Origin of the sequence: Aedoeadaptatus acetigenes, assembly GCF_025566985.1 — a bacterium.
Taxonomy (GTDB): Bacteria; Bacillota; Clostridia; order Tissierellales; family Peptoniphilaceae; genus Aedoeadaptatus; species Aedoeadaptatus acetigenes.
In genome coordinates, this window is sequence record NZ_JAOQJD010000005.1 from 25,111 (window position 1) to 39,869 (window position 14,759).

Below are 14,759 nucleotides of genomic sequence, written 5' to 3' on the forward strand. Positions count from 1 at the left end.
TCTCTATTATAGCAAAGGAAAGGAGAAACGCCCGCCTATATGAAACAAAAACGTAACAGCGAGGCGCGATTGCCATGTTATAATAGGGACAGGTAGGATTTTTTATAAGAATTCTAGGAGGAAACTATGAAGAAAAACAAGGCAAAAGCAGTGGCCACTCTGGCCTTAGCAGGCGCATTATTGACGACACCTTTTGCGGCACAAGCTGCAAACTTTAAAGACGTCGGCGTAGGTCACTGGGCATACAGCTATATTTCGAAATTAAGTGATTTGAGAATCATTAAAGGCTACGACGACGGCACCTTTAAGCCGTTGCGTAATGTCAGCTATTTGGAAATTCTGGAACTCCTTAAAGGCGTTCAAAATCCAACGAGTACTGAAATGACCTCGGCCATCGCAACGTACGGCTACATCGCCGATGCTTACAAAGTACCGAATTGGGCAAAGCCCGCGGTTTGCATCGCCCTTCAAAACAATGTCATCACCGAAGGCAATTTAAAAGCGGCATACAAACTGAATTACATTAACAATGTACGAAACGCCGATCAATTCCCCAGTCGTGAACTGGCCTTGGTTTACTACGCCAAAGCCCTGCGCATTGAACCGAAGAAAGACACGTCCAATATTAAAGTCACCGACATCGACTCCATCGGCAAAACGTCGAAAGAGCTCATCGGCGACGTGGATGTAAAGGGCCTCTTGGCATCCATGATCGATGCGGGCATCTTCAATGCATTCGGTACCGGCGCTGAATTTAAGGGGAACCTGCCTCTGCAAAGAGACCAAATGGCGAAGATTACGGACACGAGCTACGAATACAAATCCGTCAAATCCTTTGAAGGGGAAGTCGTGGCCATCGTTAAAAATAACGACGTTCCCGCCCTGACCATTAAAGACAAAGACGGAAAGACGCAGGCTTTCGTTCTCTCGAAGGACACCGTCATTACCATTAACGGCAAGAGCGCCAAGGCCGAAGACCTAAATGCAGGCAGCAAGGTAAAAGTAAAAGCCTTCCCCCAAAGCGGCAGCATCGCTCCCTATCAAGCGGTATCCGTCGATGTAATCAGCACCGAGTTGAGCGGCGTCGGAATGGTGGAAAGCGCGAAATTCGATGAAATCAAAATCGCTTATTCCACGAAGAAAGATGCGCCCATAGACGAAAGCTTTAAGGCGGAAAAGACCGAAACCTTTAAATTGGATAAGGACGCCACGATCACCAGCTTCGGCAAGAAGTTTGACTTAAAATCCCTCAGCTCGAGAGATATGGTCGTCTTCAAGGCCCAAGACGGCGTAGTGAAGGAATTGGAAGTTATCCCCAATAATGGCACGGTGGACGGCGAATTTGTCAGCTATACCTACAACGGTTACGGCGAAACCTCTACCTTGGTGTTAAAGCTTGCAAATAAAAAGGAAATCTCCTTTACAGCGAAGGGCGACGATGCTGCGAAGTTATCTGAAGTGACCAAGGGATTAAACAAGGGCTATCCCCTTACCTTGACCACACATTACCTGCAAATTAAAAAAGCCGGCGTTACGGAAGGTAAATTAGAAGGCTTTTTGGTGGATGTCAGCAATAAAACCTACGGCAACGGTACCATTGAAATTCAAAAACAGGATGGTAATAAAGAAACCAAGTTATTGGCTGAAAAAATTGACTTCAAGGGATTGAAAGATAAGCAATCCTCGTCGATCAATGCTTACGATTTACCGGGAAAGTTGATGAATAAAAAAGTCTACTTGGAATTGCAAGTCAAGGGCGAAAATGTCGTCGCAGTTACAGTTAAGTCTGAATTGCTCAAAGAAGACAAAACCGTCAATGTTAAAGAAGTGAAGCGAGTCAATGAGGGCTTCACTTGGAATGGTGGCCCCGTTATCGCTTCGACCGGCAAAACTTACGGCGAATACGAGTTTACCTTAGAAGACGGAGCAACGGACTTCAAGGACAAGAAATTCAGAGGTCTTGTAGAAATTGACGAATTTGACAAGATGAGAGGCACCAACTCGTTAACGGTTGTCTACGATCTTTACAAAGATGAAACGGAAGGCGGTACAATCACGAACCTGCGCGTAATGGGTGGAAGTTCTATCCTCCCCATATATAGAGATAGATAGTGAGTACCTTTCCACTCATACAAAAGGCCCTATGGTTTGTCTCCATAGGGTCTTTTTTGATATAATGAGGTGTTAGTATGGGAGGTAGTTATGGATCCGTTTTTGCGAACGCGTTGGTTGATCGGCTCGGATGCCGTGGATCATCTGCAGAAATCTTGCGTCGCCGTTTTCGGCGTCGGCGGCGTCGGCGGCTTTTGCATCGAGGCATTGGCGCGGGCCGGCGTCGGTCGATTGGACATCGTGGATTACGACCGGGTGGATGTGACGAATATCAATCGCCAGATCATCGCCACCACAGAAACCGTGGGCGAGCTGAAAGTGGATGTTATGAAGGCGCGCATCGCATCCATCGTGCCGGAGACGGAGGTGCGCACCCATCCCATGATGTTTAGCGAAGCCACCGCAGAGAAAATCGACTTCAGGGACTACGACTACGTGGTGGATGCCGTGGACCAGGTGACGGCGAAGCTTTTAATTATCGAAAAGGCCAAGGCCTGTGGCGTACCCGTCCTATCGGCCATGGGCGCGGGAAACAAACTGCATCCGGAAGCCCTCGAGCTCGCCATGCTTTCGGAAACGAAAGTCTGTCCCCTGGCGCGGGTCATGCGCAGGGAAGTGAAGAAGCGGGGCCTCGGCGACATTCCCGTGGTCTATTCTACGGAAGAGCCTAAAAAGATCGAGGGCATGGAAGAACGTTCGCCGGCCAGTATTTCCTTCGTGCCTTCCGCGGCGGGGCTGATTGCGGCGTCGAAGGTGATCCGAGATTTAGTTCAAAGTGAGAAAGAGGATAGTCTTGTTAGAAAATTACAATGATCGTCAGAAAGAAGCCATACTCCACACAGAGGGGCCTCTCTTGGTGCTCGCCGGAGCCGGCAGCGGCAAGACCCGCGTGGTCACGGGAAAAATCGCCTATTTGATCGAAGAGATGGGCGTCTCCCCCTACCGCATTCTCGCCATTACTTTTACGAACAAGGCGGCGAAAGAAATGAAGGAGCGGGTGGCCAAGCAATTGGGCCGCACCATCGAAGGCATGTGGATCAGCACATTCCACTCCATGTGCGTGCGCATTCTTCGCGGCGACATTCATTACCTGGGCTACGACAAAAACTTCGCCATTTACGACAGCGCCGATCAAAAGACCCTCATTAAGGAGTGCATGAAGGAATTAAACATCAGCAAGGAAATGTTTAAGCCCTACGGCCTCTTGAGCCAAATTTCCTCCTGGAAAAACGAAGGCACAGATGCGGATGCCGCCATGAAGGAAAATTTCGGCGATTTCTACGGACGGCAAACGGCGGAGGTCTACCGCCTCTACGAAAAGAAGAAGCGGGAGAATAACGCCCTGGATTTCGACGATCTCTTGGTAAAGACCGTGGAGCTCTTTCAACTGAAGGCCGACGTATTGGCCTATTACCAACAGAAATTCGAATACATTTTCGTGGACGAATACCAAGACACGAACCACATTCAATACTTACTGGTCAAAATGCTCTCGGCCAAGGCGAAAAACCTCACCGTCGTCGGCGATAACGACCAATCCATCTATCGCTGGCGGGGCGCGGACATCGGCAATATTCTTTCCTTCGAGAAAGATTTTCCCGGCGCGAAGACCATTTTACTGGAGCAAAACTACCGTTCCACCACGCCGATTTTGGACTGCGCCAACGCCCTCATCGCCAACAATCCCACGTTGAAAGAAAAGAATTTGTGGACGGCGAAAAGCGGCGGCGATCCCGTAGTCTACCGGGAATTCTACCACAGCTCCGAAGAGGAATTGGCCGTGGTGCAAAAGATGCAGCACTTAAATTACAAGGGCACGGCCTACGGGGACATGGCGATACTGTATCGCACCAACGCCCAGTCGCGGGGCTTTGAGGAAGCCCTTATGCGGGAAGGTATTCCCTACCGCGTCGTGGGCGGCCTACGCTTTTACGACCGAAGGGAAATCAAGGATGTCATCGCCTATTTGGCGGCGGTAAACAATCCGAAAGACGACATCAATATCAGCCGCATCGTGAATGTGCCGAAAAGGGGTATAGGTGATACGACTTTAGAGAAGCTTCGCGCCTTTTCGGCCGAGCGTGGCATGAGCCTCTTCGCCCTCATGGAAGAGTTGGAGTCTTATCCGGAATTGAAAATTCGCGCACAGAAAAACATTCGCGAATTTGTGAATTTAATCCACCTTCTGCAAAACAAGGCGGCGGAGCTCAGCCTGGCGGAGTTGGTGGAAGCGATTTTATTTGAAAGCGGCTATGCCGACGAGCTGAAGCGGGAGGATACGGTGGAATCCCGTACCCGATTGGAAAACGTGGAGGAATTTATCTCCGCGGCGGCGGAATTCGAAGAATCCAATCCGGAAATGAGCCTTACCGATTACCTGGGCAACCTCAGTTTGATTTCCGATAAAAATGAATTGGACGACGAATCCCATGCCGTCAAGCTCATGACCATTCACGGCGCCAAGGGCTTGGAATTTCCCGTGGTCTTCGTGGTGGGCCTTGAAGAGCGACTGTTCCCCACCTCGCGAAGCTACGACGACGAGGAAAGCATGGAGGAGGAACGCAGGCTCATGTACGTGGCGGTGACCCGGGCGGAAGAGAAGCTATTCCTATCTTCGGCCAAGTCCCGCACCCTCTACGGCAAGCGCAACAGCGCCATGAGAAGTCGCTTTGTGGAAGAGATCAAAGAGAATATTACCGTCCACGAAGAAGAGCCGCGGAAGAAGGATTTAAAAAGTCGCCACGACATTTACACCGGGGCGGCAGTGGTTGAGCAAAAGCCCGTGAAAAAACCGGAACCTCTCCCTGAATTAAGCGTCGGCGACACGATCGTTCACAAGAAATGGGGCGAAGGGATGCTCGTGCAGTTAAAAGGCGACGAAGGCGTCATTTCCTTTGAGGGCAAGGGGCTGAAGACCTTGAACCTGAAGGTGGCGCCCATTCGAAAGAAGGAATAAGATGGAGAAGATGCGAGGGATCATCGACCAACTAAATACTTGGGCCCATGCCTACTACACCTTGGACACGCCTTTGGTGGACGACAAAACCTACGACGCCCTCTACGACAAGCTCGTGGCTATGGAGAAGGAGACAGGGGAAGTGGCGAGCGATTCTCCCACTCGTCGTGTCGGCGGGGATCTCTTGGAAGGCTTTGAAAAGTTTACCCACGAAAAGCCCCTCTATTCCCTGGACAAGGCCCAAAGCTATGAGCGGCTCAAGGCCTGGTGCGATCGCATGCATGCAGCCGGGGCCGACGACAAGGGCTATATGGCGGAGCTGAAGTTCGACGGGCTCACCATTTCCCTGACCTACGACGACGGCAAGCTCACCCGCGCCGTCACCCGTGGCAACGGCACCGTGGGCGAAGTGATTACGGAGCAGGTGGTCACCATATCCACCGTGCCCTTAAGCATTCCCTTTACGGGCCATTTGGTGGTGCAGGGCGAGGGGCTTATGCCTTATAAGAGTCTTAAAAAATACAACGAAACGGCAGCGGAACCCTTAAAAAATCCGAGAAACGGTGCCGCCGGCGCCCTGAGAAATCTCGATCCCAAGGAAACCAGGCGGCGCAGGCTCACGGCCTACTTATATAATCTCACCGATGCCGAAGGCATCGTTTTCAAAACGGACGAAGAGATAAAGGCCTTTTTAAAAGAGCAGGGCTTTCTCGTCCATCCCATGACCCGCCGCTGCGAAGATTTTCACGGGATTTTAGATTACATCGACGAAGTGGAAAACGCCCGCGACCGGCTGGACGTCATGATCGACGGCATCGTCCTTAAAATCAACGACGTCACCCAGCGCGAATCCTTGGGCTACACGGTGAAATTTCCCCGCTGGGCCATCGCCTATAAATTCGAGGCGAAGGAAGTGGTCACGAAACTTCTCGACGTGGAATGGAATGTAGGCCGCACGGGGAAGGTGACACCCACAGCCATCTTGGCGCCCGTGGATATCGACGGCGTGACCATTCAGCGGGCCACGCTGAATAATTATGACGACATTCTGAGAAAAGATGTGCGAATCGGCGGCGAGGTGCTTTTAAGGCGAAGCAATGACGTCATTCCCGAAATTTTAGAGGGAATCGGCGAAGAAGGTGATAGAATAGAGATGATCACCAAATGTCCCGCCTGCGCCACGGAGCTGGTGCAAAAAGGCGTGCACAGCTTCTGCCCGAATACCATCGGTTGCGAGCCCCAATTGGTGGCGCGGATCGATCACTTCGCCTCCCGAGATGCGATGGACATTACGGGGCTCAGCGAAAAGACAGCGGCAAAATTAATCGCCGCAGGTCTGTTGCACGAGATTCCAGATATTTACGCACTGAAGAGGGAAGAGCTCATGGGCCTCGAGGGCTTCGGCGAAAAAAAGGCGGACAATCTTTTAAACGCCATCGAGGAATCAAAAAAAATCAGTTTCAAGCGCTTTATCTATGCCTTGGGCATCGGTCAGGTAGGCATTAAGACCGCCGGCGATCTGGCGGATCACTTCGCCGATTTCGACGCCCTGGCAAAGGCCGAAGAAGCAGAGCTTGTGACCATCGAAGAGATCGGCCCGGAGACGGCGAGAGAGATTCGCCTCTTCTTTACCGATCCCGTTATCGGCGGCTACGTCCACGATTTAATGGATGCGGGGATCGAGCTGATCTACGAGCAATCGAAAAAATCCGGCGTCCTCGACGGCATAACCGTGGTGCTTACGGGCACATTGTCCAGGCCGAGAAGCGAAGTAAAAGCGGCCCTGGAAGCGGAAGGCGCGAAGGTAACCGGATCCGTGTCGAAAAATACCGATCTCGTTCTCGCAGGGGATGCGGCGGGATCGAAAGCGGAAAAAGCGGAAAAATTAGGCGTACCCGTCTTATCGGAAGAAGCCTTTAATAGAAAGTGGGGAGACCTCCTATGAAAAAAGACGAAATCAGACATATTGCGGAAATATCCAAACTTTACTTCACCGACGAAGAGTTGGAAGCCATGGAAAAAGAATTTTCCGACACCATGGATTTGATGGATACGATCAAACAGGCGAAAGTACACTGTTCGCCCACCTTCCATACGAACGTTTTGCCCAATCGCCTGCGGGAGGACGAAATTCGTCCATCTCTGGATCGGGAAGACGCCACAGGCAATGCCGTGGCCGTGAAGTACGGCTACTTCGAAATCATTAAATTTGTGGAATAAGGAGGCCTCATGAATCTGACCCAATTAAGCGGCTTGGAAACCAGACAACTTTTCCTCGACGGGAAAATCACCTGTACGGAATTGGTAGAAGCCTATTTAGAAAACATCAAGCGGGACGAAGAGGATTTAAACGTCTTTATTACCCTCACCGACGAAATCGCCCTTGAAAAGGCCAAGGAACTGGACGAAAAGCGAGAAAAAGGCGAAGAACTCGGCAAAATGGCCGGCATGGTCGTCACCCTGAAAGACAATATCGCCATGAAAGACGTCCTCATGACCTGCGCCTCGAAAATGCTCGCGGACTTCGTTTCGCCCTACGACGCCGTGGTTACCACGAAGTTAAAAGCGGCGGATGCCATTATTATCGGCAAGGTCAACTTGGATGAATTCGCCATGGGCTCCTCCACGAAGACATCGTACTTCGGCACGACGAAAAATCCCGTGGACCGAACCCGCGTATCCGGCGGTTCCTCCGGCGGAAGCGCGGCAGCTGTGGCGGCAAACTTCTGCTCCATCAGCTTGGGAACCGACACCGGCGGATCCGTGCGTCAACCGGCGTCCTTCTGCGGCGTCGTGGGCATGAAGCCTTCCCACGGGAGCATTTCCCGCTACGGCGTGTCTTCCATGGCCAACACCTTCGATCAAGTGGGCGTCTTGGCCCACACCGTCGACGATGTGGAATACGTCCTGGAAATTTTGGAAGGCTCCGACTTGCGCGACGCCACCTGCATCGGCAATGATTCTCTGAACGCCGAAGCCGTAAAAGCGGCGAAGCCTTTAAGCCAATTAAAAGTCGCCATTCCCGACACCTTTAAGACCTTCGAAGTGGAAGAGCCCGTGAGAGACGCCTTCCAACGCACCGTGGACTTTATGCGGGATCAGGGCGCTGAAGTGGAATACGTCCACATCGCCAGCTTGGATCTGGCCATCGCCGTGTACCATATTTTGGTCAACGGCGAAATCGCACCAAACATGAGTCGTTTCGACGGCATCTTATACGGCTTTATCGCCGACGATTACGACAATATCGACGAGCTCTACATCAAAACCCGCAGCGAAGGCTTCGGCGACGAAGTGAAGCGCCGGATTATGATCGGCTCCTATATTATGAGCATGGATCACTCCAAGGAATACTTCGAGCAATCCCTGGAAATGCGTCACTGCATGATGAGTGAATTCAACGAAGTATTTGAAACCCACGACGTGATCCTCTGTCCCACGTCGCCGACGGTGGCGTTGCCCATCGACAAAAACATGACGCCGGTACAAATCTACATGCTGGATTTGTTTACCGTTCCCGTCAACCTTATCGGTACCGGCGGCATTAGCGTGCCCGCATCGACGAAAGACGGACTTCCCGTAGGGATTCAAATCATTCCGAAAAAGAGCCACGACAATCAAGCCATTGCCACGGCGAAAGAATTGGAGGGAAATATCTAATGGGTTACAAGACAATCGTGGGATTGGAAATCCACGTCGAATTATCCACAAAGACCAAAGCCTTCTGCGGCTGTGAAAATGCCTACGGCAGAGAGCCCAACACCTGCACCTGCCCGGTATGCTTGGGCCTTCCCGGCGCCACCCCTGTGTTGAACAAGGGCGCCGTGGAGCGGGCCATTGAAATCGCCACGGCCTTTCACATGCGTATCAATCATAAATCCACCTTCTCCAGAAAGAATTACTTCTATCCCGACTTAACCAAGGGCTATCAAATTACCCAAACGGACGAGGCCGTGGCCAACGACGGTTACATTGAAATCGAAACCGATGACGGTCCGAAAAAGATCGGCATCCATCAAATTCAACTGGAAGAAGACACGGGCAAGAGTCTCCACACGGAAAACGGCACCACCCTCATGGACTACAACCGCTGCGGCGTGCCCTTGGTGGAAATCGTCTCCGATCCGGACATGGCGTCGGGCCTGGAAGCGCGCCTGTTCTTGGAAAAGCTGAGAAATACCCTGCGCTATCTGGAAGTCAGCGACGTGAAGATGGAAGAAGGCTCCCTGCGCTGCGACGTGAATGTCAATATTAAGAACACGGAAACCGGGGAGCGAAGCGCCATTTCCGAAGTGAAGAATCTGAACTCCTTCCGCGCCGTTGAAAAGGCCATCGACTACGAAGTGGCCCGCCAAATCGAGCTCATGGAAAAGGGCGAGACGGAACTTCGCGCCACCCGCCGCTGGGACGACGCGGAAAACAAAACCGTGGTTATGCGCGTAAAATACACGGCCAGCGACTATCGCTTCGCCCCGGAAGGAGACTTGGGCCCGCTGTTTATCGACGACGAATGGATCGAAAAGGTGCGCGCAGGCATGGCGGAGCTTCCCGATGTGAAGATCGCCCGCTTTATGGACACCTACGGCTTGAAAGAATACGACGCGAAAGTTATTTGCGGTTCGAAAAAAGTTGCCGACTTCTATGAAGAAGTGGCGAAGCACTTTACGGACTACGACATGCTTTCCAATTGGTTTATGACGGAATTTCTGCGCCGTGTGGAAGTCTCCGACGAGGGGGAAATGAATGTTCCCTTCGAAGGAAAAGATTTCGCCTACCTGCTCGAGCAAATTAAATCCGGCAAGATCAACAACAATGCCGGGAAGAAAGTCTTCCGCAAAATGTGCGAAGAAGGCAAGAAGCCCAAGGCAATCATCGAGGAAGAGGGTCTCGTACAAATCGGCGACGCGTCTGAAATCGAAGCCATGGTCAAGGAAGTCTTGGAAGAGAATCCCGAGTCCGTGGAACAATTTAAGGCGGGCAAGGACCGCGTCGTCGGCTTCCTCGTGGGCCAAGTGATGAAGAAAAGTCGCGGCAAGGCCAATCCTCAAATGGCCAACGAAATGCTCGTGAAATTTCTTAAGCAATAAAAAGGGGAATGTTCAGTGGAACGTGTGATCACCTCGGCCATCACCGATTACGGGTACCTGGCCGTCTTCGCATTGATTTTTATTGAAAATGTGTTTCCGCCCATTCCATCGGAAGTGATTTTGCTCCTCGGCGGCTTCTTCGTCGGGCGGGGCAATCTCGCCTTTCTTCCCACCACCTTGGCGGCCACGGCGGGATCCCTTTTAGGCGCTTACATTCTCTACGGAATCGGGCGCCTGGTTCCCACGGAAAAAATTTACGACTCCGCCGAGCACGGTTGGATGGGAAGGCTGGGCTTTAAGAAAAAAGAAATCATGGGCGTGGTAAACACGTTCGAGCACAAGGGGAAGGCCCTCGTCCTCGTCGGCCGCTGCGTGCCCGTGGTTCGTAGCCTGATTTCCATTCCCGCCGGCATGGTATCCATGCGGCTTTCCGTGTTTTCCTTACTTACGGCGGCGGGTTCCTTCGTATGGAACTGCGTGCTCACTTTTCTCGGCTACAAAACCGGCGAAAATTGGCACGTGATCCTCACCTATTTGGATTACTATAAATACGCCATCGTGGCTCTCTTGGCGGTATTGGCCGTGGGCTACTTGATTTGGCATTTTAAACAAAAGGATGCAGAATGAAATATAAACGCATGGAAGAAGCGATTTTTCTTAACAGGGAAAATCGCTTCATTGCTATGGTAGAAAAAAACGGGGAAAGGATTCGGGTTCACGTGCCCAATACCGGGCGATGTCGTGAGCTATTCGTTCCCGGTGCAAACGTGCTTCTCGAGGGGGCTGATCCTGCGAAGAAGCGAAAGACGCCATACAGTCTGGTCACCGTTTATAAGGGAGAAAATCCCATAAACATCGACTCACAGGCCCCCAATCAATTGGCGGCGGAGTATTTCGACGGCGCGCCTTATCTAAAGGGCTTCGGGAAAATCACGTCCTATGAGCGGGAAGTAAAGCACGACGACAGTCGCTTCGACTTTTATCTCAAAGGAACAGAGGGCGAGGGCTTTTTGGAAGTGAAGGGCGTCACCTTGGAAGAAGACGGCCTGGCGAAATTTCCCGACGCGCCCACGGTGCGCGGCGCGAAGCACATCCGAGAACTCGGCGAGATGGCCGAGGCGGGCGGATGCTGTGGCGTCTTGTTTGTGGTGCAGATGAAAGGCATATGGGGCTTTACACCTAACGAAGAGACGGACCCTGAATTTACCGCGGCACTAAGAAAAGCGGAAGCAAAGGGGCTTCATATTTTCGTCGCGGATACAATCGTCGACGGGGCGGAGATGGCCATGGACAAAGCCGTGCCTTACTTCAGAAAAATGCCTCTCGCTCTCGTGAAGGCAAGAGAAGAAGATTTGCCTCGCGTCGTAAACCTGATCGACGAGGCTCGAGTCGCCTTAAAGGCCGACGGCGTGGATCAATGGCAGGGAAAGGATCCCATGCCGGAAGATCTCTCGGAAAATATTAAAGCCGGCTGTTGCTATTTCTTTAAAGACGATGACGTCGTCGGCATGGCCGTGTTAAAAGAAGGGGCGGACCCAACGTACGATCAAATCGACGGCAAGTGGCTTACGGAAGGCGATTACCTCACTGTCCATCAATTCGTCGTCGCCGAAAACAAAAGGGGTGAGGGCATGAGCCGGCGCATGATGGAGCGGATTTTCGCCGATGCAAAGTTAAAGAAGATTCCCGCCATTCGCATCGACACCCACGCCGATAATTTCCGGATGCGGGGTTTAATCGAGTCCGCGGGCTTTACCTATTGCGGTGTCATTACCGTGGCCGACGGCACCGAGCGGGTGGCCTACGAGCAGGTGATATGATGAAGCGCATGTTATTATCCGCAGGCCATTCCGGTGCGGGAAAGACCTCCATCACCATGGGGATCATCGGCGCCCTCATTCGCCGGGGAATGACGGTAGCATCGGCGAAGATCGGGCCCGATTACATCGACCCTATGTATCATCGGGCGCTCGGGGCCTACGGCGTGAACCTGGATCGTCATTTGATGGATGACGATTACATTCTTCACCTTATGGCGCAGTTGGAGAAAAAGGACGTCATTGTCATGGAAGGGGCCATGGGCTACTACGACGGCATGGCCACCACGACAGCTTGTTCGGCGGCGGAGATGGCGAATTTCACCAAGACGCCGACGATTTTCATCGCATCGGGACGAGGAAAAGGCGCGAGCCTCGGCGCGGAGCTTCAGGGATTTTTAAATTATGGGGAAAATACCATTTCAGGCGTAATTTTAAATCACACGAAGCCCGCCATGGCCTCTTACTACGAAAAAATCATTAAAGAAGCCACGGGACTTCCCCTCTTCGGCAGCATTCCCGATTTGGATCGGGATTTGCCCGAGCGCCACTTGGGCCTGCACCGACCGGAGGAGATCGAAAACTTTCGCGCATTCGCCGAAAATTGGGCGGATGTCGTGGAAAACTATGTGGATTTAGATAAGCTCCTCGCCGCCTGTGCGGCAAAGTCCGTATGTCGTGAAATGGCGATGAATCCTTTGCGAAAAAAAATTCCCGTGGCCATTGCAAAAGACGAAGCCTTTTTCTTTTATTACGAAGACGTCCTCGACGATCTCGCCGAGCGCGGCGTGGAATGGATTCCCTTTTCGCCCCTCGCGGATCCTCTGCCGAAAGGGATCTGCGGCGTCTATTTGGGCGGCGGCTATCCGGAGCTTCACAAAGAAGCCTTGGCGAAAAATAAAACCCTTGCCTGGGATTTAAAATCTTTCGTCGAAAGTGGCGGCGTCATCGTAGCCGAGAGCGGCGGCTTTATGAGCCTTCTTGAAAAAATCGACGGCAGCGAAGCCTTCGGACTTTTTCACGGCGAGGCGAAGATGACCGATCGCCTGCAGCACTTCGGCTATCAAGTGATCACGGCGGAAGAAGACGGTCTTCTGTTGAAGGCAGGCGAGTCGGCTCCCGTCCACGAATTTCATTACAGCGCCGCCGATGAGGAGGGGGAAGACCTTCTCATCCAAAAGCCGAGCGGCAGGGGAGAGAGGCGAACGGCCTACCATGGGAAAAATGTTTATGCAGGTTATCCGCAACTTCACTTAAGCGGCAACGAGAGACTTAGAGAGAATTTTCTTGAGGCATTAAAGGAGGCGACACCGTGGCAGGGTTAATGGTATTGGGAACGGCGTCCAACGCGGGGAAGAGTGCCATGGTGGCGGCGCTCCTTCGCATTTACGCCAACAGAGGCTACCGGGTGGCGCCCTTTAAGGCACAGAACATGGCACTGAACAGCGGCATCACCGACGACGGATCGGAAATCGGGCGGGCGCAAATCGTGCAGGCGGAGGCGGCGCGGATACCCGCCGACGTGCGCATGAATCCGATCCTCTTAAAGCCCACGGCGCCGGGAGTGAGCCAGGTCATCGTAAATGGCCGCGTCTACAAAAATCTCGAGACCCGCGCCTACTACGCCGAAAAGAAGAAGCTATTTCCCAAGGCCCTGGCGGCCTACGAATCCTTGGCCGATGAATTTGACTTCGTCTTGTGCGAAGGAGCGGGGAGCGCATCGGAGATCAATTTAAAAAGCGTGGACATGGTAAACATGGGCTTCGCCAAGGCGGCGGACATTCCCGCCATTCTCATCGCCGACATCGATCGAGGTGGCATGTTCGCCTCTGTGGTAGGGACATGGGAGCTTTTCGATGACGACGAGCGAAGAAGGCTCAAGGGCATCGTCGTGAACCGCTTCCGTGGCGACGTGTCCATACTGGAGCCGGGCCTCAAAATTTTAGAGGAGCGCACCGGCGTTCCCGTCCTCGGCGTCGTGCCCTATGCCGACGTGCGATTGGAGGCGGAAGATTCCCTGGCCATGGAATTCCACGAGACGGATCGTGCATCCGTGGACATCGCCGTCATTCGCCTTCCCCACATCTCCAATGTCACCGACGTGGCGCCTTTTCAAATGATGGCCGATGTTTCCGTTCGCGCCATTACGCGAGTGGGAGAATTCGGCGAGCCGGATCTCTTGATCATCCCCGGGACGAAAAACACCATGGCCGACTTAAAATGGCTGAAAGAAACGGGGATCTATGCCCGAATTTTGCGCCACGCCGAAAAAGGAGGCATTATCTTTTCCATTTGCGGCGGCTTTCAAATGATGGGAGACACCCTTTCCGATCCGGAGGGAGTGGAAAGCGGCGGCACCATGGAGGGGCTCAAGCTCTTTCCCATGGACACCATCTTTTCAAAAGAAAAGAAGCAGTGCCGCGTGGAAACGACGATTTCCCCTTCCGAGGGCCTGCTGAAAAATCTGAGCGGAAAAAAAGTGGCGGGCTATGAAATTCATATGGGGCAAAGCGAGATAAAAGAGGCGGGCGAAATAAAAAGACTGACAGAAACCGGCGGCGTGGTAAAAAACGGCCGCCTCTACGGCACCTACATTCACGGTTTTTTCGACGCTCCTCACATCGCCGAAGAGATCGTGGCCGCACTAAAGAAGGAAAAAAATCTGCCGCCGAAAGTAGCGATGGACTACGCCGCCTTTAAAGACAGCCAGATCGAAAAATTGGCATCCGTGGTGGAAGAGGCACTGGATATGAAGAAGCTGGACGAAATTTTGGGCTTGTTGTAAAG

Annotated in this window: 11 protein-coding genes; all 11 read left to right on the top strand. The window is 52.5% G+C overall.

Annotation, left to right across the window (positions count from 1 at the left end; all coding sequences use genetic code 11):
* Nucleotides 1–126: 126 nt before the first annotated feature.
* The 11 genes from OCV31_RS09705 (at nucleotide 127) to OCV31_RS03610 (ending at nucleotide 14,757) form a co-directional block, all read left to right on the top strand.
* A complete protein-coding gene (locus tag OCV31_RS09705) occupies nucleotides 127–2,112 on the top strand; it encodes an S-layer homology domain-containing protein (protein WP_148472685.1) in 1,986 nt (661 codons plus the stop codon).
* A gap of 90 nt (nucleotides 2,113–2,202) precedes the next feature.
* Nucleotides 2,203–2,925: a tRNA threonylcarbamoyladenosine dehydratase gene (locus OCV31_RS03565; protein ID WP_148472687.1), complete on the top strand. Its 723-nt coding sequence runs from the start codon at nucleotides 2,203–2,205 to the stop codon at nucleotides 2,923–2,925.
* Nucleotides 2,906–5,068, top strand: coding sequence for an ATP-dependent helicase (locus OCV31_RS03570; protein ID WP_317246787.1), 2,163 nt, complete (start codon nucleotides 2,906–2,908; stop codon nucleotides 5,066–5,068). Before OCV31_RS03565 ends, OCV31_RS03570 begins: the two co-directional genes overlap by 20 nt.
* Nucleotide 5,069: 1 nt before the next feature.
* On the top strand, nucleotides 5,070–7,013 hold the full coding sequence (gene ligA, locus OCV31_RS03575; RefSeq protein ID WP_148472689.1) for an NAD-dependent DNA ligase LigA: 1,944 nt from the start codon (nucleotides 5,070–5,072) through the stop codon (nucleotides 7,011–7,013).
* Nucleotides 7,010–7,288, top strand: a complete 279-nt coding sequence (gene gatC, locus OCV31_RS03580; protein ID WP_108831471.1) for an Asp-tRNA(Asn)/Glu-tRNA(Gln) amidotransferase subunit GatC — start codon at nucleotides 7,010–7,012, stop codon at nucleotides 7,286–7,288. The genes ligA and gatC overlap by 4 nt, the downstream gene beginning before the upstream one ends.
* 9 nt (nucleotides 7,289–7,297) lie before the next feature.
* Nucleotides 7,298–8,728: an Asp-tRNA(Asn)/Glu-tRNA(Gln) amidotransferase subunit GatA gene (gene gatA, locus OCV31_RS03585; protein ID WP_148472692.1), complete on the top strand. Its 1,431-nt coding sequence runs from the start codon at nucleotides 7,298–7,300 to the stop codon at nucleotides 8,726–8,728.
* Nucleotides 8,728–10,155: an Asp-tRNA(Asn)/Glu-tRNA(Gln) amidotransferase subunit GatB gene (gatB, locus tag OCV31_RS03590; protein ID WP_148472694.1), complete on the top strand. Its 1,428-nt coding sequence runs from the start codon at nucleotides 8,728–8,730 to the stop codon at nucleotides 10,153–10,155. Before gatA ends, gatB begins: the two co-directional genes overlap by 1 nt.
* Nucleotides 10,156–10,170: 15 nt before the next feature.
* Nucleotides 10,171–10,782, top strand: coding sequence for a DedA family protein (locus tag OCV31_RS03595; protein WP_148472696.1), 612 nt, complete (start codon nucleotides 10,171–10,173; stop codon nucleotides 10,780–10,782).
* On the top strand, nucleotides 10,779–11,975 hold the full coding sequence (gene sfsA / locus OCV31_RS03600) for a DNA/RNA nuclease SfsA (RefSeq protein WP_267303788.1): 1,197 nt from the start codon (nucleotides 10,779–10,781) through the stop codon (nucleotides 11,973–11,975). The genes OCV31_RS03595 and sfsA overlap by 4 nt, the downstream gene beginning before the upstream one ends.
* On the top strand, nucleotides 11,975–13,297 hold the full coding sequence (locus OCV31_RS03605; RefSeq protein WP_267303789.1) for a cobyrinate a,c-diamide synthase: 1,323 nt from the start codon (nucleotides 11,975–11,977) through the stop codon (nucleotides 13,295–13,297). Before sfsA ends, OCV31_RS03605 begins: the two co-directional genes overlap by 1 nt.
* Nucleotides 13,285–14,757: a cobyric acid synthase gene (locus tag OCV31_RS03610; protein ID WP_267303790.1), complete on the top strand. Its 1,473-nt coding sequence runs from the start codon at nucleotides 13,285–13,287 to the stop codon at nucleotides 14,755–14,757. Before OCV31_RS03605 ends, OCV31_RS03610 begins: the two co-directional genes overlap by 13 nt.
* The last annotated feature ends 2 nt before the right edge of the window (nucleotides 14,758–14,759 follow it).

Coding starts and splice junctions, on each gene's coding strand:
- OCV31_RS09705 (WP_148472685.1), top strand. CDS start 127: ATGAAGAAAAACAAGGCAAAAGCAGTGGCCACTCTGGCCTTAGCAGGC.
- OCV31_RS03565 (WP_148472687.1), top strand. CDS start 2,203: ATGGATCCGTTTTTGCGAACGCGTTGGTTGATCGGCTCGGATGCCGTG.
- ligA (WP_148472689.1), top strand. CDS start 5,070: ATGGAGAAGATGCGAGGGATCATCGACCAACTAAATACTTGGGCCCAT.
- gatC (WP_108831471.1), top strand. CDS start 7,010: ATGAAAAAAGACGAAATCAGACATATTGCGGAAATATCCAAACTTTAC.
- gatA (WP_148472692.1), top strand. CDS start 7,298: ATGAATCTGACCCAATTAAGCGGCTTGGAAACCAGACAACTTTTCCTC.
- gatB (WP_148472694.1), top strand. CDS start 8,728: ATGGGTTACAAGACAATCGTGGGATTGGAAATCCACGTCGAATTATCC.
- sfsA (WP_267303788.1), top strand. CDS start 10,779: ATGAAATATAAACGCATGGAAGAAGCGATTTTTCTTAACAGGGAAAAT.
- OCV31_RS03605 (WP_267303789.1), top strand. CDS start 11,975: ATGAAGCGCATGTTATTATCCGCAGGCCATTCCGGTGCGGGAAAGACC.